The following is a 20,493-nucleotide window of genomic DNA, read 5'->3' on the forward strand; positions in this document are numbered from 1 at the left end:
TTTGCTCCTATACGATGGGGTCGTGTACGGTGACTAATTTGGTGCCATCCGGGAAGGTCGCCTCCACCTGCACCTCGGTCAAAATCTCGGCGATGCCGTCCATCACATCGTCGATGCTTAATAACGTTCGACCATAAGCCATCAACTCGGCCACGGTCTGGCCGTCGCGGGCGCCTTCCATAATGGCGGCAGAGATATAGGCCACGGCTTCCGGGTAGTTAAGTTTCAAACCTCTGGCTTTGCGGCGCTCGGCGAGGAGGGCGGCAGTGAAGAGGAGGAGTTTGTCTTTTTCTCTTGGAGTTAATTGCATGGCGTTTGTCTTGTTTTGTGTCGCTGCCGCGACGGTTGTTTTTAATGTCGGGTCTCGGCCCGACAGCCGAGGTACTTTTCTTTGGACGGCCAAAGAAAAGTACCCAAAAGAAAGGCCGCCCCATGCCGCTTTTATCCCGCGCTCCGAAGGGTTTGAACGGGGTTTTCGGAAGGGCTATCCCTAGCCCTCCGAAAACGAGCGGCATCCCTGCCGCTCCCCTGCGGGCAAATCCGCTCAAACCCTCCGGTGCTCGGCGCGGCATTAGGGGAGAAAACCGTCCGTGAAATACAAATCACGGGTTATAAAATGAGTCATCAGGCCAGTAATATGCGGTTTTTCCACAAGGATTTACAATTCGACCATTAATTACTGGTAATTGATGTAAATCTCTTGTCCATTTACCTGAAATTCCATTTAGCAATGCGTATGCGGAAATAACAGCATCCCATTCATGATCGTTATTTGTTTTAATAGGTATGCCAATTTCTTTTGACAAGAATAAATCCATGTTTAAATAATTGGATTTATAATCATATTTTATTTTGGTTAAAGCGTAATAAAGAACTTTTGGATGGGTTTCCGATAAGATTAAGTTCCTTTTGTTTTTCAAAACTTCAATAAGGACCGACATACCATTTCTACCCATTGATCCAGATAGAGTGTTTGGCGACATTACACTATTTCTTACCTCGGGATATTTTTTACGAAGCCAGATATCTGCTGGCCTCCACCCGCTATCGCCGGTACACCAGCAGGACAATGTATCTACTCCAAGGCCAATAACGTCCTCATTGGAAATTTGGGACAAAATAGATTCGGCCGTATCTAATGTTTTTATTTCGATCTCTGTTGCGACATTGTCTTGTATTCTTAATAAAGCAAAACCATTCGAATTATTTCCGCCTGGGTCATAACCAATAATCGTTCCATTAATTTTTGACATAACTATTGTTTCATCTAGGTCCTTAGGATGTAATCAACGAAGCGAAACGTATCGTTCGCGACAGATGCGCCTCCTATCGTCGGCAGCATCCTACAATAGAGCATGAAACTCAAACTACAAAATCATCCAAAAACCTTTGTTCGCGCCACGGGTTTAACACCGTATGCCGCGCCGAGCACCGAAGGGTTTGGACGGATCAGCCCGCAGGGGAGCGGCAGGGATGCCGCTCGTTTTCGGAGGGCTATGGATAGCCCTTCCGAAAACCCCGTTCAAACCCTTCGGAGCGCAGGATACAAGCGGCATGGGGTGGCCTTTTCTTTGGATATTTTCTTTTGGCCAAGCAAAAGAAAGTATCGCGGCTGTCGGGCCGAGACCCGACTTTAAAACAACCGTCGCGTTAGCGACACTAAGCCCCTCACCCCAACCCTCTCCCGGAGGGCGAGGGAGTTAAGCCCCCGAGCAAAATCAAAATCTCATGTCGCCCAAATCCTCGGCGCACAAACCTCCTTCCCAACAACATCCCCTCTCACCAACCCCCAAACCCTCTCAAAAAACCCCTTCAACAAATCCGCCCTACGATCCAAGCCTCGACAAATCAACAAACCCTCAATCAAAGTGACCCCGCGATTCGGCTTCTCGCCAATCAATGCTTGTACCGCCTCCAAATGCAAAGGTGTTGCCGGATACACAAACATCGTCCCGCACGCCGAATGCCCGGCCAGACCCCAACGAGCTTGAAAGGCTTGCGCGTCCAGATGCTGGCGTTCCAGGTAGAACAAGCGGCCGTCGCGTTGGATGCGCCAGTTCAGTTCGGCGTGGCCGTCACTGAAGCCTTCGCCGGCGGCGGGGCGGCCGAGGGCGGTGATTTCCCAGCCGACGAAGCGAGACTGTTCGGCTAGCTCGATATGCATATTGGCACTTAGGCGGGCTCCGTCGTAGACGATGGTTTCCTGCGGCAGCCATTCCAGGCTGGCGCCGTTAGCGACGGTTAAATTCACCGTTTGCCGGCCTTCGCCGCCGCCGCTGCGGTAAAACTTACCGGCGGCGGGCGTGGTGATCAGGGCCTGGGCGGCGGTGTTGGCATTGGTGTTGATCGTCAAACGGTCGCCGGCCACCACGCCGCCGGGCGGGTGCAGCAGGTAGACATGGCAGATTTCGCCTTCCGGATAAAACGGTCGCTGCACGGTCAACGGGCCGCGATGGCTGCGGTTGACCAGGGCGGTTTTGTCGCCGCGTTGGCTAAAGCCCAGCGTTAATTCGGCTTCCCACGCCGTGGTATCGGTTGAGGCAGCGGGATGGGCTGAAGCAGCGCAATTGGCGGGCATGGTGCTCTTGGGTTACAAGTGTTTGGTCTTAGGCGCGATGGCAGATTTCTCCGACAAAGGCGGATGCTGCGCTTTGTTAGCGTGCCGCTGCCGGGCGATGTGCAATATAACCGGGCCGAACACGAATCCCAAAATTAAAACGCTGATCAGTAGGGTCGGTAGATCCGGTACTTCAAACAAAGGATGCAAGGCGGCGCGGGTCAATTGCGGCAGGTTGCCGCCGTCCAGCATGGCTTCGTAACTGCTATGTGCCTCGCTGCGCACTGACCACACCAATAATAAAGCACCCGCGGCCAGTAAAAGTTGTTCGGATTTCATCTTCGATTCTCCCTGATCCTGCGTTGAATTAACTTGATGGGCTGCGCCCGCTTTGAAAATCCCCCTGACCCCCTTTTTAAAAGGGGGAATTGGGTTACACCGTCAAATATCGTTTCACCATATCGTCCGCCAATTCCTCCATTGCCCCCACCGCCACATGCCTACCCCGGTCCATGATGCAAAACTGATTGGCCACCTTGCGAGCAAACGGCAGTTTTTGTTCGACCAGCAACACCGTCACGCCCAGTTCTTTATGGATACGGTCGATGGCTTGGTGAATCTCGCCGGTTTCCGGTTTGGGGCTTGGCGTGGGCACGCCGCGCGACTTGTTCAGGCGAATAATCACGTCGCCGATTTCGCTGACGATGTTGGGCTGGATGCCTTCGGTGGGTTCGTCCAGAATCAATAGCCGTGGATTCAATACCAAGGCCCGGCCGATGGCCAATTGTTGTTGCTGGCCGCCGGACAAGTCGCCGCCGCGGCGTTTCAGCATTTGTTTCAGTACCGGGAAGATTTCGAAAATGCTGTCCGGGACTTTTTTGATGCCGTGTTTGTGGGCGGCGCGCAGGCCGGTTTTCAGGTTTTCTTCCACGGTCAGCAGCGGAAAGATTTCCCGGCCCTGCGGCACGTAGCCGATGCCCAGTTCGGCGCGGGATTCGGCCTTGGCTTTGGCCAGTTCCACGCCGTCGAATTGAATGCTGCCGTCGGCCACCGGCAGCAGGCCCATGATGGCTTTCAGCAGCGTGGTTTTGCCGACACCGTTGCGGCCCATCAGGCAGACGCAGGCGCCGGCCGGTACGCGCAAATCCAGGTCCCACAGAGTGTGGCTGGCGCCGTAGTATTGTTGCAATGCGCTGATATTTAACATCATCCCCCCAGGTAAACTTGTATGACGCGCGGATCGTTTTGCACTTCGTCCATCGTGCCTTCAGTGAGCACCGAGCCCTCGTGCAGCACCGTGACTTTACGGGCAATACTGCGGACAAATTCCATGTCATGTTCGACAACAACGATGGAGTGTTTGCCTTGCAACGACAACAGCAGCTCGGCGGTGCGCTCGACTTCCTGATGAGTCATGCCGGCGATGGGTTCGTCGACGAGCATCACTTTTGGGTCCTGCATCAGCAGCATGCCGATCTCCAACCACTGCTTCTGACCGTGCGATAAGGCGCCGGCCAGTTGCCGTTGCTGAGCGGGCAGGGCGATGGTTTGCAGCACATCATGAATGCGGTCGCGTTGCTCGCTGTTGAGTTTATGAAATAGAGTCGACCAGGTGCGTTTATCGGTTTTTAAGGCCAGTTCCAGGTTTTCGAACACGGTCAAGGCGTCAAACACGCTGGGCTTTTGAAACTTGCGGCAGATGCCGGCCTGGGCGATGGCCGGTTCGTCCAATTCCAGCAAATCGATGGTCTGCCCGAAGAATACCGAGCCGCTGTCGGGCTTGGTTTTGCCGGTGATGACGTCCATCAGCGTGGTTTTGCCGGCGCCGTTGGGCCCGATCAGGCAGCGCAATTCGCCGTCGTCGATGTACAGCGATAGGTGGTTCAGCGCCCGGAATCCGTCGAAGCTGACGCTGACGTCTTCCATGTATAGAATCGGGCCGTGGCGGGCGTCGACTTCGCCGTCCAGCGGCAGGCTGGCGCCGCCTTCAGTGGTAGTTGCAGCCGAGATCATCATGCCGGTTGTCCTCCGGTAGTGTTAAGGGTGGATTCGGGTTTAGGTTTGGCGCGGCGGCGCAGCAGGCCGACGATGCCGTCGGGCATTAACAAGGTCACCAGAATAAAGGCGCCGCCCAGGCAAAACAGCCAGGCGTCCGGCATCAGCCCGGTCAATACGGTTTTGGCATAGTTGACCAGCACCGCGCCGATTATGGGGCCGTACAGGGTGCCGCGACCGCCGACCGCGACCCAGATGACGATTTCCAACGAATTGAGCGGCGAGAATTCGCTAGGGTTGATGATGCCGACCTGCGGCACGTACAGGGCGCCCGCCAGTCCAGCGAGCATGGCCGCGAACACGAATACCCATAGTTTGAACAATTCCACCCGGTAACCGAGAAAACGCACCCGCGATTCTTGGTCGCGAACCGCCGTGACCACCCGGCCCAACTTGCTATTCACGATCCAGCGGCACAGCAACAGAGCGCCGATCAGGCTGAGGCCGGTCATTAATAATAAGACGGAGCGGACCGCTTCGGATTGGATGTTGAAGCCGAGAATATCCTTGAAATCGGTGAGGCCGTTGTTGCCGCCGAAGCCCATTTCGTTGCGGAAGAAGGCCAACAACAAAGCGTAGGTCAGGGCTTGGGTAATGATGGACAAATACACACCAGTGACTCGCGAACGAAACGCTAGCCAGCCGAATACGAAGGCCAGCAAGCCCGGCGCCAGCAGCACCATCAACATCGCGAAACCGAAATTCTCGAAGCCGTACCAATACCAGGGCAGCTCGGTCCAGTTCAGGAACACCATGAAGTCCGGCAGCTCGGCGTTGCCGTACACGCCGCGCGTGCCGATCTGCCGCATCAGATACATACCCATCGCATAGCCGCCCAAGGCGAAGAATGCGCCTTGGCCGAGGACCAGAATCCCGGCGTAGCCCCAGACCATGTCCAGCGACAGGCCGAGCAGGGCAAAGGTCAGGTATTTGCCGATTAGGGAGACTGAGTAGGCGGAGAAGTGCAGGGCAGAGTCTTCGGGGAAGATTAGATTACACAGGGGGATTAAGAGGGTTACCGAGGCTAACGTGGTTAGGACGGTGGTGTAGGTTTTGTCTTGGCTTAGGTTGATTAGTTTCATACCGTCTTCCGTTTTAGTGTGTCGCTATCGCGACGGTTTTTTTAATGCCGGTTCGCGGACCGGCGACCGCGATACTTTTCTTTGCTTGTCCAAAGAAAAGTATCCAAAAGAAACGACACCCGGATGCCGCTTATATCCTGCGCGCCGAAGTTTTTATCGAGGGTCGGCAGAAGGGGCTTCCCAGCCCCTCCGCCGACGTGCGGCATCCATGCCGCACCCCTTCGGGCAATTCTCGATAAAAACTCCGGTGCTCGGCGCGGCATACGGGGTTGAAACCATCAGCCTCCAGAAATAGCGTAGGGTGGGCAACTTTGCCCACCGTTGGCGGTTGGTTCCGCGTGGGCACTCAATCGTGCCCACCCTACGACTACCGAAAAGATAAAACGTAAAAAAGTCAAGGGTGGAAACATTTCCAGCCTGTTTTGTATTAGTCACTGCCTTCATAATTTTTACAAATTCAATGCGAAGCTCTTCACATACGCTGTCGTGATAATTAAAAGCATTCTTTGTATCGGTATTAAACGGCTTTAATCCCGCATGAGAGGTCGCTGAGATAAATTGCTTGTTAACGCCTAGCCTCGCAAACTGCCAACGGATTCTTTGAAAAATTGTAGGAATTTGATCATGTCAAAAAACTTCATACTTAAATTGTTAATAGTGGCTCCACCAGTTATTCATGCAATTACTGAATTGTTGAAAGCTATCCATACATTTATGGGTTAAACAAAATGACAATCTTTATTTTCAGTAAGTTTACAAACCTGCCATTTCCGTCAGACGGTAACGGTGGGACGTTTTTGTCCCCCTCTGCCGCGCCGAGCACCGGAGGGTTTGAACGGAATAGCCCGATAGGGGCGTCGCATGGATGCGGCGCGTTGCATGCAGGGGCTGGGAAGCCCCTTCAGGCAACCCCGTTCAAACCCGAGGAGCGCAGGAAGCAAGCGGCGGCGGGGTGGCCTTTTCTTTGGATACTTTCTTTTGGCCAAGCAAAAGAAAGTATCTCGGCTGTCGGGCCGAGACCCGACTTCAAAAACCACCGTCGCGTTAGCGACACCAACCAAATCCAAGCCCCAATCGCCGCAGCGCGGCAGGTTTGGGTTCCCACGCAGCGCATGGGAACCAGCAAACCCGGTCGGCAGTGACACAAAAATCAAGATTCCGCTGCCCTTCCTTTCTGCGGAAACAACCCCCTCGGTTTCTTCTGAATAAACAAAATAATAAACACCAACACCAAAATCTTCGCCAACACCGCCCCGGCATAAGGTTCTAACACCTTATTGGCAATCCCCAACGAGAACCCGGCGACCAACGTTCCGAACAAATTACCGACCCCGCCGAACACCACCACCATGAACGAATCCACAATATAGGCCTGGCCCAAGTTAGGCCCAACATTGGTGATCTGGCTCAAGGCCACGCCGGCTACGCCAGCAATGCCGGAACCCAAGCCAAACGTCATCGCATCGACTCTAGCAGTAGGAATACCCATTGCCCTGGCCATACCGCGATTTTGGGCGACGGCACGAACTTCCAAACCCAGTTTGGTACGTTTCAAAATTTGCAGCAGCGCGGTAAACACCAGCAGGCAGAAGATCAGGATGTAAAAGCGGTTCCAGGTCAGCGATAAAAAGTCGTTGATTTGCCAGGAGCCGCTCATCCAGTCCGGCGTGGCGACGCTGCGGTTCAGCGGCGAGAAGATCGAACGCACGGCTTGTTGCAGGAATAAACTCACACCAAAAGTCGCCAACAAAGTCTCCAGCGGCCGTCCGTACAGGAAGCGGATGATGCCTCGTTCGATGGCGATGCCGACCAAGGCGGCGACCAAGAAGGCCATCGGTATCGACAGAATCAACGCGGTGCCCAGGTTGTTGGGCATGATTTGTTGCATCACGTAAGTGGTATACGCCCCCAGCATCATCAGTTCGCCATGGGCCATGTTGATGACACCCATCACGCCAAACGTAATCGCCAAACCAATCGCAGACAACACCAGCACCGCGCCCAAGCTCAAGCCAAAGAACACGGTTTCGGCGGCAGCGTAGGCTTGCATGCGTTCGCGGATTTTAATCAGGGCCGCTTCGGCCAGGTTGCGCACGTCGCTGTCGGTTTCCAGGAAATTGCCGTCGGCATCCTTATCGATAATGGCTTGCAACTTGTTGACGACATCCTGGCTGTCCAAATCTTTTAACGCGCCGATAGCGGCGATGCGTTGGTCTTTTTCCGGGCTGTTAATGTCTTGCAATAACAGCATTTTGTTGATGGCGGTTTTGATCTCGGCGTCGGTTTCGGTTGCCAGATGATCGCGCAGCAAAATTACCGCTTTGTCGTCTATATCATTGGCCAATGCTTGTACCGCGATCAGGCGCAGCACCGGGTCGGTATCGTTTAATTGCAATTGGGCGATGGTTTTGCGCAGCACGCCGCGCAGTTTGTTATTTAAATTGATTTTGCCTATCGCGCCGCGCTCAACTTCTGCTAATACCGAGCCGCTGAGCGGATCACTGAGTTGGTAACCGGCCGGGCTTTCCTGCGCAAACACCAATTTGCCTTCGGCTTTGAAGTCGAACAGTTTGCCGTCTTGCAGGGCTTGCAGTAGTTTCAGGTTATTGCTGTCGCTGCCCAGAGTTGCGATGGCTTGTTCGCGTTCGGTCATGCTGCCGGTGCGCAGTTGCTCCAAGGCGCTGCCGGCGTCTTGGGCCAGGGCGGGTTGTGCGGCGAGGAATATCATCGCCAACAAGCAGCCGGCAAGTTTTGGAAGCCGTTTAAAAACGCCGCCGGTTGTCAATCCGGCCTGAGTAGAATGTTTAGTCATCATGCTCATTAAGCTGTCCTTGGGGGAACGGTTGGCCGGGCGCGAGCCGGGCGGCGTTTTTAAACGGGTTCTGAAACGGGGTGCGTGCATCGTCTGTCCTCTTTTGGGGGGCGAGGCCCACGGCATCCTGCCGTGAACCTCGCGGGTAACATCCGCTGTTAATAGTTCTGTCCTGAACACTTTTTGGTTTTAGTGTTGTAGTTGCCGCAGCTGATAGGCGCGGTCCAGTCGGCGATGATCGGTTTGCTGTCCGGCAGGAAGTCCGACCAGGCGTCGCCATCGACCAGTTTGTTGGTTTGCCAGACGGTGACGAATTGGCCGTCGTCTTGAATTTCGCCGATCAACACCGGTTTGCTGATGTGATGGTTAGGCAGCATTTTCGACATACCGCCGGTCAGGTTGGGGTACTCGACGCCAATCAGCGCTTTTTGTACCGCGTCGGAATCCGTGGTGCCGGCTTTCTCGACTGCTTTCACCCACATGTTGAAACCGATGTAGTGCGCTTCCATCGGGTCGTTGGTCACCCGTTTTGGATTCTTGATGTAGTCCTTCCACTGTTGGATAAAGGCCGCATTTTTGGTGGTATCAACGCTCATGAAGTAGTTCCAGGCCGCCAAATGACCGACCAGCGGTTTGGTGTCCATGCCGGAGAGTTCTTCCTCGCCCACCGAGAAGGCGATGACCGGGATTTTTTCGGCGGAAATGCCTTGGTTGCCCAGTTCTTTATAGAACGGGATGTTGGCGTCGCCGTTGATGGTGGAAACGACAGCGGTTTTCTTGCCGGCCGAGCCGAATTTCTTGATGTCGGCGACGATGCTTTGCCAATCGGAATGGCCGAATGGGGTGTAGTTGATCATGATGTCCGCCGGTTTAACGCCTTTGGATTTCAGATACGCTTCCAGGATTTTGTTGGTGGTGCGCGGATAGACGTAATCGGTACCGGCCAACACCCAACGTTGTACTTTCAGGTCGTTCATTAGGTAGTCGACCGCTGGGATCGCTTGCTGGTTAGGCGCGGCGCCGGTGTAAAACACGTTTTTGGAAGACTCTTCGCCTTCGTATTGCACTGGGTAAAACAGGATGCTGTTCAACTCTTCAATGACCGGTAACACCGATTTTCTGGAAACGGACGTCCAGCAACCGAAGATGGACGCGACTTTGTCCTTGGTGATCAGCTCGCGGGCTTTTTCCGCAAACAGCGGCCAGTTAGAGGCCGGGTCAACCACCACCGCTTCCAGCTTTTTGCCCAGCAAACCGCCTTTTTTGTTTTGCTCGTCGATCAGCATCAGCATGGTGTCTTTCAGCGTGGTTTCGCTGATGGCCATCGTGCCGGACAGGGAGTGCAGCACGCCGACTTTAATGGTGTCTTCGGCGCGGGCAGAGGTGGCGGCGCCGAATAGCGCGGCGGACAAGGCCGTGACAGTCGCCAGTTTACGGAAGGAATTGCTCAGTAGTTTCATCGTTATAATCCTATGTCGAGAATAAATCGTGGGTGAATCAACAGCCCGTTTTTCGTAGGGAGGGCATGCAATGCCCACGCTTGAAGGCTCCGCGTGGGCACCTATTCGGTGCCCACCCTACGGTTTGTCACGTTGGCGTAAATTTGCGTACCCAACCGTCGTTAAATTTGCCATTGAAAGCCGACCATGACCTGGCTGGCGTTCTCGCCGCTGGCGGTGGATTTGTAGTTCAAGCCTTTGGTCAACAAATCGCCGTATTGGTAGCTGGCGAAAATCTTGGCGTTGTGGCCGTCGATGATGTAATTGACGCCGCCTTCGTAAACCTCGCGGTTGGGGCTGTTATCCGGCGACACGTTGACGTAACGCAAATACGGTTGGAATTGGCCGATGCCGATTTTTTGCGGGAATAGATACATGCCGCTGACATCATAGGCGTTGCCTTCGAACATCGAGAATTGAGCCGGCGCGCCGACACTGCCTTCCGCGTCGCGGATAGTTTGGCTATACGGGCCGGTGATGCCGTAGTTTTTGTACTCGCCGTTGAGGGTAACCACGCCGCCGCCCGGCAATACTTTTTCCATCAACACGTCGGCGGTGGTGCCGCGGAAGCTGCCGGGCGAACCCAGCGCACCGGCGCCGTCTTCCTGGTATTGGTTGGCTACGCCGACAGTCAGAATGTCGCCGCCCTTGCCGTAGTAAGTGCCGGAGGTGTAGTAGCCGGGGTTCTTCTCGACGTCCCAGAAGTTGTAGGCAAAGCGTTGCGCATACAGAATGTTGTCGTCGACGTTGGCGCCGCCACGCAGGCCGCGGAAGAAACCGGCTGCATATTGGAAGCGGCCGTCGAATACCGCGCCCCAGAAGGTGGCACCGTCGTCGCGGCCAAAAGAGCCGGCGGATGTGCCGTCGGATTTGATGACCAAGTTATAGTCGGACGGCTCGAACGGCGTGCCGGCGGAGAAGATGTTATACACCGCGCTGTAGAATGGACCGTTCATCTCGCGGCGTTCCGCAGGGACCAGCATCCGGCCTACCCATAAATTGGCGTAGGGCGTGACTTCGAATTTGCCGATGGCGTCCAGCACCCGCACTTCGCCGCCGTTGCCGCAGGTTTGGCAGTCGGTGTTGAACTCGACTTTCAGATATTTATGAATCTGGCCGTTGATGTATAAACGGATGTTGTCCAGATTGAAATCGTTGCTCCATTTGTCGGCGTTCGCGCCGACCGAGCCTTCTTGGGCGCGAAAGCTGGTTCTTAAACCGGCACCGACGCTGACCCATTTGGTGTCGTCGATTTTAAACGTCGCGCCTGCCTGCGCTTCGGGCGCCTGTCCCAGGGCGATGGCGCCCAGGGCTGCCCCGCTTAGCAAGCCGATGGCCCGGCCGCTTAGTTTTTGTGGGTTAAAACCAGTCATTTGCATTCCCCTCTATCTGGATTAAACAAGCCATTGCCGCTGGCCATGGCGATTGAAAACGTCGGGGAGATTGTTGAATTTTGCCGGCAGCGCCACAATCGGGTAAATGACTCATCAGTCATTTGACGTATGGCTGGCAAATAAGGGTTTCCGTAGAGTGCAGCTTAACTTGGGAGATTGACGATGATGAAAATAACATCCGCTAGAGGTCTTTTTTTGCTGCTGGGTCTATTGGGTTTCGTGCCATGCCAGCCGACGCTGGCAGCGCCGACGGCCGACGCCGTTAAACCGCTGCAGGCTATTGAGTTTGGATTGGCGCCAGACAATTTGCAGCAGTTCGCCACGCCGATTGACGTTGCGGCAATCGCCGAACGTGTCCGCGCCAATTTAACCGAGTGGGAATTTCCACTCGCCGGCAAAGGCCCTTACAGCCATAGTTTGCAGGCCAAGCTCGGCAAGATAGCCCGCCGGGAAACGCCGGTGGGTTTTTCGTTTTCGTCTGGCAATTCCGACCCGCGCGCGACCGATTTCCAAAAAGCCGACGTGTTGCCGATTACCTGCACATTGCGCGATGCCGGCAATCAAGCGGTGTTGGTGGAACGCGAGTCGACGTTTAGCGCGCATGCTTTGGATAAGGATGTTCTGCCGGCGCGCATCGTCGATAAACTGGTCGATCAGATTGGTACGGCTTGTTTGGATGTGTTGGAACATGCACCGCAGCCGAAGCAAGCTGGTCGAGTGAAAACCGAGTTATTCAAACCGAAGTGGATGCCGGATGTGCGGGTGGAGGTTAGGGAGGTGCCGGGTGCTGTTGATGCGAACGGCGTGGCGCAGCCTGCCGCTGTCGGTGACGAGCCGAAGAAGGAGATTATTATTCATAACCAGGGGACGCCGGTGATATTTCAGTTTGGGTATGAGAGGAAGTGATGGATTGTCATGCTCGCAGGGATGCGGGCATCCAGGAGCCAGGGATGGTGGATGGGGCATTTGTGTTAAAGGAGTTGCTAAGCGATATTCGGGGTAGGTTCCTTCTCCTTCAGTACCTACAGGGCATAAAGGAGAAGGTTAGGATTGGGGGGTGAGAGGGTGTCGCTGGCGCGACGGCTGATTTGAAGTCGGGTCTCGGCCCGACAGCCGAGATACTTTCTTTTGCTTGGCCAAAAGAAAGTATCCAAAGAAAAGGCCACCCGGAATTCCGCCTTAATCCTGCGCGTCTCGCTTTTGGCGAGGGTTTTCGGAAGGGCCATCCCTGGCCCTCCGAAAACGAGCGGCATCCTTGCCGCTCCCCTGCGGGCTATTCTCGCCAAAAGCTGCGATGCTCGGGGCGGAATAACGGGAGAAAACCCGGAACGGGATTGGGAGTGATTGGATGATTTTGTATGTTTGATAGTGTGTAGTGATGTAGGATGGTGGAAAAAAATTACTTAATCTTTACGTTTTCATCAATCGCGACTGAATATGCAAGATAGACTCTTAAAGTACTCATTTTTAATTGTATTTTTAATTTTCTTAATGTATCTGGCTGTTTTAATTTTATTGACATGGCCCATATCTGAGTTGTCAATTGGTAAGTCTGGAGTTTTTGGAGATAGCTTTGGTGCTCTTACCGCTCTTTTTACTGGATTGGCTTTCGCGGGTACTTTAAGAACGATTCAAATGCAAAATGAAGAGTTAAGGCTTCAGAGACAAGAAATTCAACAAAATAGATATGAATTTGAAAGAACCGCATCTGCTCAAGAAAAAACAGTTCGCCTGACGGCAATTACAATACTGATTGCTGAATATGATTCAAAACATGATTTTAATAAAGAAAAAATAATGAGGCTAAATCAGCAGTTATTGTCAGGAATAACTACAGAGGCTATAAGAATGACTTATTCAAATGAGTTAAATCATTTGGAACAAGAAAATGAATCAATATCCAATAAAAAACTAATTTTAGTTAAAGAGCTAGAAACTATCGTTTTAGGAACGCAGTAACGTAGGGTGGGCACACGCTTTTCGTGCCCACGCGAGAACACCACAAACCCGAATTAAACGCCAAAAATTAACGCCTCAAATTAATGTCCCGTTACCGCAGCCCGCAAAATCCCGGTGCAACGTATTTTTTCACGGTGGTGGCGTATCGGCGGCAAGCGATTTTGTGCGATGAACCGGTGCGGGAGGCTTTGCGCAAGGCGATTTCAATCACCCGCGCCAAACGGCCGTTTACCATAGACGCCTGGGTGTTGTTGCCGGACCATTTGCACTGCATTTGGACATTGCCCGGTTGAAGATGGGGATTATGCAACCCGTTGGAGCGTGATCAAACGGCAGGTGAGCATGGCTTGTGGCGAAGCGTATCGGCGGGCCGAATGGATCAATGTGTCGAAACAAAAGCATCTGGAATCGACATTGTGGCAACGCCGGTATTGGGAGCATCAAATACGCGATGAAATCGATTTTGCCCGGCATATGGATTACGTCCATTTCAACCCGGTGAAACACGGATATTGCCGGCAAGTCAGCGAGTGGCCTTATTCGACGTTTCATCGTTACGTTAAGGAGGGTGTTTATTCGAGGGATTGGGGTGATGGCGTTGATATTACGGTTGCGGGGGAATGAAAGGTTTGTCCGCGTGGGCACATAAACCGTGCCCACCCTACGAAATCCGCACATTTAGCCATTTCAGCCATGTAGGCCGGAATAAGCGTTAGCGTTTCCGGCAAACGTTGAACGCCAGAAACGCCTAGCGGCTATTCTGGCCTACGAATTGGTTTCCTTGATTGGACCCAATCCGTTTTGATAGTGCGATGGTTTTGTCCCGTATGCCGCGCCGAGCACCGGAGCTTTTGAACGGACCAGCCCGTAGGGGCGATGCAGGGATGCATCGCGTTGCCGAAGGGGCAGGAAGCCCCTTTCGGCAACCCCGTTCAAAAGCGAGGAGCGCAGGGTATCAGCGGCATCCGGGTGGCTTTTCTTTTGGTGACTTTTCTTTGGCCAAACAAAGAAAAGTCACTCGGCCGTCGGGCCGAGACCCGACTTCAAATAAACCCCGTCGCGGCAGCGACACAACTATGAAGCCAATTCACCAAAACATCACCAAAATCCGCCGCGACTACAACGCCCTGGTTGCCAACGAAACCCTGGAAGACTACGCACTTCGCTACGCGCCGCGCAGCTTCCGGAAATGGAGCGAGTTTCAGGTCGCCAACACCGCCTTTGGTTCGACCTCGTTTCTGGTGCTGGAAGCCATCGGCGGCTTTTTGTCTATCAACTACGGCTTTACCAACGCCTGCTGGGCGATTTTGATCGTCGGCATCGTAATTTTTATCACCAGTCTGCCGATCAGTTATTACGCCGCCCGCTACCATATCGACATCGATTTACTGACCCGAGCCGCCGGTTTCGGTTATATCGGCTCCACCGTTACCTCACTGATTTATGCCTCGTTTACCTTCACGTTATTTGCGCTGGAGGCCTCGATCATGTCGCTGGCGATTGAATTATATTTTGAGATTCCGCTGGCGCTGGCGCATGTGGTTAGCGCAGTTATCGTGGTGCCGCTGGTGACCTTTGGGATTACCACCATCAGCCGAATGCAGTTATGGACGCAGCCGGTGTGGTTGGCGCTATTGATTGCGCCTTATATCGCCGTGGCCCATGCCGAGCCGGAAGCGCTAATGACTTTGCAGGCGTATTTCTGGATCGCCGGCAGTGGGGAAGGCTTCGATTGGCTGTTGTTCGGCACCGCGACTACCGTGGCATTTTCGATGGTGGCGCAAATCGGCGAGCAGGTGGATTTTCTACGTTTCATGCCGGATAAAACCAAGGCTAACCGATTTAAGTGGTGGGCAGCGATGCTGGCGGCTGGGCCGGGCTGGGTCGTGTTTGGGGTGATTAGGCAAATAGCGGGTGCTTTGTTGGCGCATTTGGCAATACGTCACGGCATCAGTCCCCAGCATGCCCACGAACCGACGCAAATGTATCTGGTGGCTTATAACGAGCTGTTTGAGAATCCGCAATGGGCCTTGGCGACCACGACCTTGTTCGTGGTGCTCAGCCAGATCAAGATCAACGTTACCAATGCTTATGCCGGCTCGCTGGCCTGGTCGAACTTTTTTTCACGCTTGACGCATAGCCATCCGGGCCGGGTGGTGTGGTTGCTGTTTAATGTACTGATCGCGTTGTTGTTGATGGAGTTTGGGGTATTCGGTGCACTGGAAAAGGTGTTGGGCTTGTTCTCGAATATGTCGATTGCCTGGATCAGCGGGGTGGCGGCGGAGTTGATGATTAATAAACCTTTGGGGCTCAGCCCGAAGGAAATTGAATTCAAGCGCGCGTATTTGTCCGACCTGAATCCGGTAGGGATGATTGCGACCTTTGTGGCGTCGGTGGTATCGATTCTAGCTTATGTGGGTTTGTTCGGCGAATGGCCCAAGGCTTTTTCGGCGTTTATCGCGCTGAGTCTGGCATTTTTTTTGGTGCCGGTGCTTGCCTATTGCTGCGGCGGTAAACATTACCTGGCCCGCGACCGAAAAAAACACAATCGTAAAGCCCACGATAAATGCTCGATTTGCGAGAACGAATTCGAGCACGACGACATGGCGTATTGTCCCGCCTACGCCGGCAGTATTTGTTCGCTGTGCTGCACACTGGACGCCCGTTGCCTGGATGCCTGCAAGCCGGGATTTCGCTTCGACGATTATCTGGAAAGCCTGGCCAAGCGCCTGATGCCGGATTTTATTGGGATTACCGCGCGTTTGCGGTTGTTGCGCTTTGGTTTGTTGTTTGGGTTTCTGACCATCCTGACCGGGATTTTTATCAGCATTATTTATTATCAGGATTTAATCAGTGTTCAGCACAATCAGCCGGCTTTTGGTTTGTTGATCAACAATTTTCTGAAGATTTACGCCTCGTTGTTGGTGTTTATTGGATTGTGTACCTGGTGGCTGATTTTGAATGCCGAGAGCCGGCGGGTGGCGCATGAGGAAACCGCCAAGCAGACCCAGTTGCTGTTGCAGGAAATCGAACAACACAAACAAACCGATCTGAAGTTGCAGCAGGCCCGGCGTATGGCGGATGCCGCCAATCAGGCCAAGAGTCGGTTTTTGAGCAATATGAGCCACGAGATTAGATCGCCGCTAAACAGCATAGTCGGCTATGCCCACATTTTGCACCAGGACCCCAATATCCCCGAAAACCGCAGGCAGGCGGTGGATACCTTGAAGCGCAGCGGCGAGCATTTGAGTGCGTTGATCGAAGATATTTTAGACATCGCCCGTATCGAGGCGCGCAAATTCGATTTTAAGTACCAACCCATCGATTTCCCCGGGTTTATCGAGCATTTGGTACATGTTTTCAAAGCGCAAGCAGAAGACAAGGGCTTGAGTTTTAATTGCCAATTGACCACAGTGCTGCCGCAGCGCATACGCGGCGACGAAAAGCGGGTAGGGCAGATTTTGATGAATCTGCTTGGCAATGCCATCAAATTTACCAGCCAGGGCGGTGTGGTGTTTCGGATCGGTTATAGCAGCGGTGTAGCCAGCTTTCAGGTGTCCGATACCGGCAGCGGTATTGATGAACAGCAATTGCAAAACATCTTTCAACCCTTCACCCGGCTGGATACCCCGACAGCCAATGCGGTGTCGGGTAGCGGCCTGGGATTGACGATCTGCAAAATTCTCACGGAGGTGATGGGCGGCGAGTTGACGGTGCAAAGCAAGGTTGGCGAGGGCTCGACGTTTAGTGTGCGGTTGTTGTTGCCGAGCTTGGGCGTAGAAAATGAAGCCGAACCTCTGGCACCTATCATCGGCTATCAAGGCGCGCGCCGGCGGATCATGGTGGTGGACGACCAGCGCGAACATCGCGAACTGCTATTGTCTTTGCTGGAGCCGCTGGGGTTTTATCTGGAGGAGGTCGATTCCGGCGAGGCTTGTTTGGACAAAGTGGCGGCACAGCAGCCGGACCTAATTCTGCTGGATATTTCGATGAGCGGTATCGATGGTATCGAAACGGCGATGCGTTTACGCGAACGTGGTTTGCAGATGCCGATTCTAGTGCTGAGCGCCAATGCTTACCCAGGCGATCGGCTGGCAGTGTTGAATGCCGGCTGTAACGATTTTCTATCCAAGCCGATTCAGGTAACGCAGTTGATGAGCAAGCTGAAGCTATATTTGTCGCTGCACTGGATCTATCGGGACGACCCAGGGCAAACGGTTCCCGAAAAAGCGGCCGAGCCTATGCTGATGCCGCCGCCGGAATTATTGCAAGCCTGTGTGGAATGCGTGCGGATCGGCGACTTGTTGGGACTGAAGAAAGTGTTGGAACAGCTCAGGCAAGCCGAGCCGCGTTACAACGCTTTTTTTGCCAAGCTGACGGCCTTGGCTAATCAATTTAGGGTGGGTGAAATCCGAAAACTATTGCAGATGCACAAACAGGAGGTGTCCCGATGATGGAAGTATCCGCCAGCAATGGCACGGTGTTGATAGTCGACGATACGCCCGGCAATCTGGCCCTGCTATCCGATACGCTTTCCGAGGCCAATTATCGGGTGTTGGTGGCGACCGACGGTTGTTCGGCCATCGAGCAGATTCAATATGTCAAACCCGACATCATTTTGCTGGACGTGATGATGCCGGGCATAGATGGTTTCGAGACCTGTAGCCGTTTGAAAGCCGATCCGGCCACCGCGCCGATTCCAGTGTTGTTCATGACCGGCCTCAGCGAACTGGACGATTTGCTGCGCGGCTTCGGCGAGGGGGCGTTGGATTACATCGTCAAGCCGATTCGGCCGGCCGAGGTGCTGGCGCGGATCGAAGTACATCTGACCCAATCCCGTAATTTGCGCCGGGCCGAGAGTTTACTGGATCATCACGATTTCGCCGCCGTGGCTGTGGATGCGGCGGGGGGCATTGTCTGGCTGACGCCGGCGGCTCGCGAATGGTTGGACGATTTTGCCGAATTACAAGAAGGAGGGGCGCAGCATACTGCGGATAAGCTGTTGCCGGAAAGCATGCGTGGCTGGTTTCAACGCTGGTTGCGGCAAAGCGGGCGCAGCGAGGTGGCAGCCGAAACGGAAGCGCATCGTCTGGCGCCAGGCTTTGCGTTGCGGGTCGGCGCCTGCCAGAATCCGGATGAATATCTGCTGTTATTACAGCGCGAAGACGCGCAATGGACGCCGGAAACCCTGCGCGACAAGCTGAAGCTGACCTTTCGTGAGGCCGAGATTTTAATGTGGATTGCCCGCGGCAAGACTAATAAGGAAATCGGCATCATCCTCACCACCAGTCCCAGGACCGTGAATAAGCATCTGGAGCATATCTTTGAAAAGCTCGGCGTTTCCACGCGGGCGGCGGCGGTGGCGATGGTGTTGCAGCGGGGGTGATTAGGCAATAAAAAAGGCCGGCAACTAACTGTTTGCCGGCCTTTTATTTGGTCTGGAGAAACTTTTAGCCTTTAAGGCATGTACATGCCGCCGTTCACATGCAAGGTTTCACCGGTGATGTACGAGGCTTGCTCGGAGGCCAGGAAGGATACCGCGTGGGCAATTTCTTCAGGCTGGCCGAGGCGACCCAGCGCTATTGAGCCAAGTAGGGCGTTTTTGATGTCATCCGACAGTTCCTTGGTCATATCGGTGTCGATAAAACCGGGCGATACCGTATTGACGGTGATGCCGCGCGAACCGACTTCTTTGGCCATGGATTTGGCGAAGCCGATCATGCCGGCCTTGGCTGCCGCGTAGTTGGCTTGGCCCGCGTTGCCAGTGGAGCCGACCACCGAGGAAATATTGATGATGCGGCCGTAACGGACTTTCATCATGCCGCGCAATACGGCTTTACTCATTCTAAAAATCGAGGTCAGGTTGGTGTTGATGATGTCGTCCCATTCCTCGTCCTTCATGCGCATCAACAGGTTGTCGCGGGTGATGCCGGCGTTATTGACCAGGACAGCCGGGGTACCGTAAGCGTCGCCGGTGGTTTTGATAAAGCTGTCGATGTCGGCGGAATCGGCAACGTTTAATTTGTAGCCTTTGCCGTTGTCGCCCAGATAAGCGGAGATCGCGTCGGCGCCGCTATCGGAGGTGGCAGTGCCGACCACAAAAAAGCCGTCGGCGACTAATTTTTCGGCAATGGCCCGGCCTATGCCGCGGCTGGCGCCGGTAACAATGGCGAGTTTTTTATCCACGGAGTTGCTCCACAACGTTGTCAATGGTTTCGGGGTCGTAAATGGTGTAATGCGTTGCGTCAGGCGCTATGCGTTTGTTTAAACCGACTAATACTTTGCCGGGCCCGCATTCAACAAAAGCGGTGACGCCTTGTTCGTGCATGAATTTGACGCTTTCCACCCACCGCACCGGTTTGAACAATTGTTCTTTCAATGCATAGCGAATCACTTCCGGCGAGCCGTGCGATTTGACGTCGGCGTTGTGGATCAGCGTGCTATTGGGCATCTCGACGTTAAGGCTTTGCAATATTTCGTTTAATTTGTCGGAGGCCGCTTCCATCAATGCGCAGTGGGACGGCACGCTAACCGGTAGTTTTAATGCACGTTTGGCGCCCAGCGCTTTTAAGGCTTCCATCGCTCTTTCCACTGCGGCGGTTTCGCCCGCAATCACCACTTGGCCTGGGGCATTGAAATTGGCGGCCGCAACGATTTCGCCATTGGCGACTGCGGCACAGGTGTTAACGACTTGATGATCTTCCAGGCCCAGAATAGCCGCCATCGCGCCTTTTCCGGCTGGTACCGCTTCCTGCATCAGGCGGCCGCGCTCGGCGACCAGGCGAATGGCGTCTTCATAACCCAGCGCACCGGAACAGACCAGGGCGGTGTATTCACCCAAGCTATGGCCGGCCATCCAGGCGGGTTTGATGTCGGTTTTTTCGCACCAGGCCCGCCACACCGCAACGCCGGCCGCCAGCATCGCTGGTTGGGTGTTGTGGGTTTGGTTCAAATCCGTGTCCGGGCCGTTGGCGACCATATTCCACAAATCGAAACCCAGCACGTCGGAAGCTTGTTCGAAAGTTTGCTTGACCAGGGGATTGGCGGCGGCCAGCGTGCCTAACATGCCGACGGCTTGCGAGCCTTGTCCGGGAAATACGAATGCCAGATTGTAACTTTGTTCTATTGTCGTCAT

17 protein-coding genes and 1 pseudogene are annotated in these 20,493 nt (G+C 54.1%); 6 read left to right on the top strand and 12 right to left on the bottom strand.

Annotated elements, in window-relative coordinates; genetic code table 11:
- Positions 1-7: 7 nt before the first annotated feature.
- Together ureA and JL719_RS07035 are read right to left on the bottom strand one after the other, a co-directional pair.
- Positions 8-310 carry an urease subunit gamma gene (gene ureA, locus JL719_RS07030; protein ID WP_033158912.1) on the bottom strand — a complete coding sequence of 101 codons (303 nt, stop codon included), beginning with the start codon at positions 308-310 and terminating at the stop codon, positions 8-10.
- Positions 311-602: 292 nt separating this feature from the next.
- Positions 603-1,253: a hypothetical protein gene (locus JL719_RS07035; RefSeq protein ID WP_129871366.1), complete on the bottom strand. Its 651-nt coding sequence runs from the start codon at positions 1,251-1,253 to the stop codon at positions 603-605.
- 102 nt (positions 1,254-1,355) lie between these two features.
- Here JL719_RS07035 and JL719_RS07040 point away from each other — a divergent pair, with 102 nt between their 5' ends.
- Positions 1,356-1,637, top strand: coding sequence for a hypothetical protein (locus JL719_RS07040; RefSeq protein ID WP_165385933.1), 282 nt, complete (start codon positions 1,356-1,358; stop codon positions 1,635-1,637).
- 89 nt (positions 1,638-1,726) lie between these two features.
- Here the strand turns inward: JL719_RS07040 and JL719_RS07045 are convergent, their stop codons facing one another.
- The 8 genes from JL719_RS07045 to JL719_RS07080 all read right to left on the bottom strand — a co-directional run bounded on the left by JL719_RS07045 (position 1,727) and on the right by JL719_RS07080 (position 11,378).
- Positions 1,727-2,578, bottom strand: a complete 852-nt coding sequence (locus JL719_RS07045) for an urease accessory protein UreD (RefSeq protein WP_033158914.1) — start codon at positions 2,576-2,578, stop codon at positions 1,727-1,729.
- A gap of 12 nt (positions 2,579-2,590) precedes the next feature.
- The gene (locus tag JL719_RS07050) at positions 2,591-2,896 is read right to left on the bottom strand and encodes a hypothetical protein (RefSeq protein WP_033158915.1); all 306 of its coding nucleotides are present in this window, start codon (positions 2,894-2,896) and stop codon (positions 2,591-2,593) included.
- Positions 2,897-2,990: 94 nt separating this feature from the next.
- Positions 2,991-3,764, bottom strand: coding sequence for an ABC transporter ATP-binding protein (locus JL719_RS07055; protein WP_033158972.1), 774 nt, complete (start codon positions 3,762-3,764; stop codon positions 2,991-2,993).
- The gene (urtD, locus tag JL719_RS07060) at positions 3,764-4,573 is read right to left on the bottom strand and encodes an urea ABC transporter ATP-binding protein UrtD (RefSeq protein WP_051670426.1); all 810 of its coding nucleotides are present in this window, start codon (positions 4,571-4,573) and stop codon (positions 3,764-3,766) included. Before urtD ends, JL719_RS07055 begins: the two co-directional genes overlap by 1 nt.
- A complete protein-coding gene (urtC, locus tag JL719_RS07065; RefSeq protein WP_051670428.1) occupies positions 4,570-5,694 on the bottom strand; it encodes an urea ABC transporter permease subunit UrtC in 1,125 nt (374 codons plus the stop codon). The genes urtD and urtC overlap by 4 nt, the downstream gene beginning before the upstream one ends.
- Positions 5,695-6,844: 1,150 nt before the next feature.
- Complete coding sequence (urtB, locus tag JL719_RS07070) at positions 6,845-8,596, bottom strand: urea ABC transporter permease subunit UrtB (protein ID WP_505187730.1); 1,752 nt, start codon at positions 8,594-8,596, stop codon at positions 6,845-6,847.
- Between the two features lie 68 nt (positions 8,597-8,664).
- A complete protein-coding gene (gene urtA, locus JL719_RS07075) occupies positions 8,665-9,966 on the bottom strand; it encodes an urea ABC transporter substrate-binding protein (RefSeq protein ID WP_033158917.1) in 1,302 nt (433 codons plus the stop codon).
- A 161-nt stretch (positions 9,967-10,127) separates the two neighbouring features.
- A complete protein-coding gene (locus JL719_RS07080; protein WP_033158976.1) occupies positions 10,128-11,378 on the bottom strand; it encodes a putative porin in 1,251 nt (416 codons plus the stop codon).
- Between the two features lie 183 nt (positions 11,379-11,561).
- Between JL719_RS07080 and JL719_RS07085 the strand changes: the two genes are divergently transcribed.
- From JL719_RS07085 to JL719_RS07105, 5 genes and pseudogenes are all read left to right on the top strand, one after another.
- Positions 11,562-12,305, top strand: a complete 744-nt coding sequence (locus JL719_RS07085; RefSeq protein WP_174843447.1) for a hypothetical protein — start codon at positions 11,562-11,564, stop codon at positions 12,303-12,305.
- Between the two features lie 531 nt (positions 12,306-12,836).
- A complete protein-coding gene (locus JL719_RS07090) occupies positions 12,837-13,358 on the top strand; it encodes a hypothetical protein (protein ID WP_033158918.1) in 522 nt (173 codons plus the stop codon).
- A gap of 83 nt (positions 13,359-13,441) precedes the next feature.
- Positions 13,442-13,982 (top strand): annotated as a pseudogene (locus JL719_RS24480) (REP-associated tyrosine transposase).
- Positions 13,983-14,434: 452 nt separating this feature from the next.
- The gene (locus tag JL719_RS07100) at positions 14,435-17,812 is read left to right on the top strand and encodes a hybrid sensor histidine kinase/response regulator (RefSeq protein WP_033158920.1); all 3,378 of its coding nucleotides are present in this window, start codon (positions 14,435-14,437) and stop codon (positions 17,810-17,812) included.
- Entirely contained in the window at positions 17,809-18,744 is a 936-nt protein-coding gene (locus JL719_RS07105; protein ID WP_033158921.1) for a response regulator transcription factor, read from the top strand. The genes JL719_RS07100 and JL719_RS07105 overlap by 4 nt, the downstream gene beginning before the upstream one ends.
- Before the next feature lie 71 nt (positions 18,745-18,815).
- On the opposite strand, the gene fabG is transcribed toward JL719_RS07105, so the two are convergent.
- Both fabG and fabD read right to left on the bottom strand, forming a co-directional pair.
- A complete protein-coding gene (fabG, locus tag JL719_RS07110; RefSeq protein WP_033158922.1) occupies positions 18,816-19,544 on the bottom strand; it encodes a 3-oxoacyl-ACP reductase FabG in 729 nt (242 codons plus the stop codon).
- A complete protein-coding gene (fabD, locus tag JL719_RS07115; RefSeq protein WP_033158923.1) occupies positions 19,537-20,493 on the bottom strand; it encodes an ACP S-malonyltransferase in 957 nt (318 codons plus the stop codon). Before fabD ends, fabG begins: the two co-directional genes overlap by 8 nt.

Origin of the sequence: Methylomonas sp. LW13 (assembly GCF_016865255.1) — a bacterium.
GTDB lineage: Bacteria > Pseudomonadota > Gammaproteobacteria > Methylococcales > Methylomonadaceae > Methylomonas.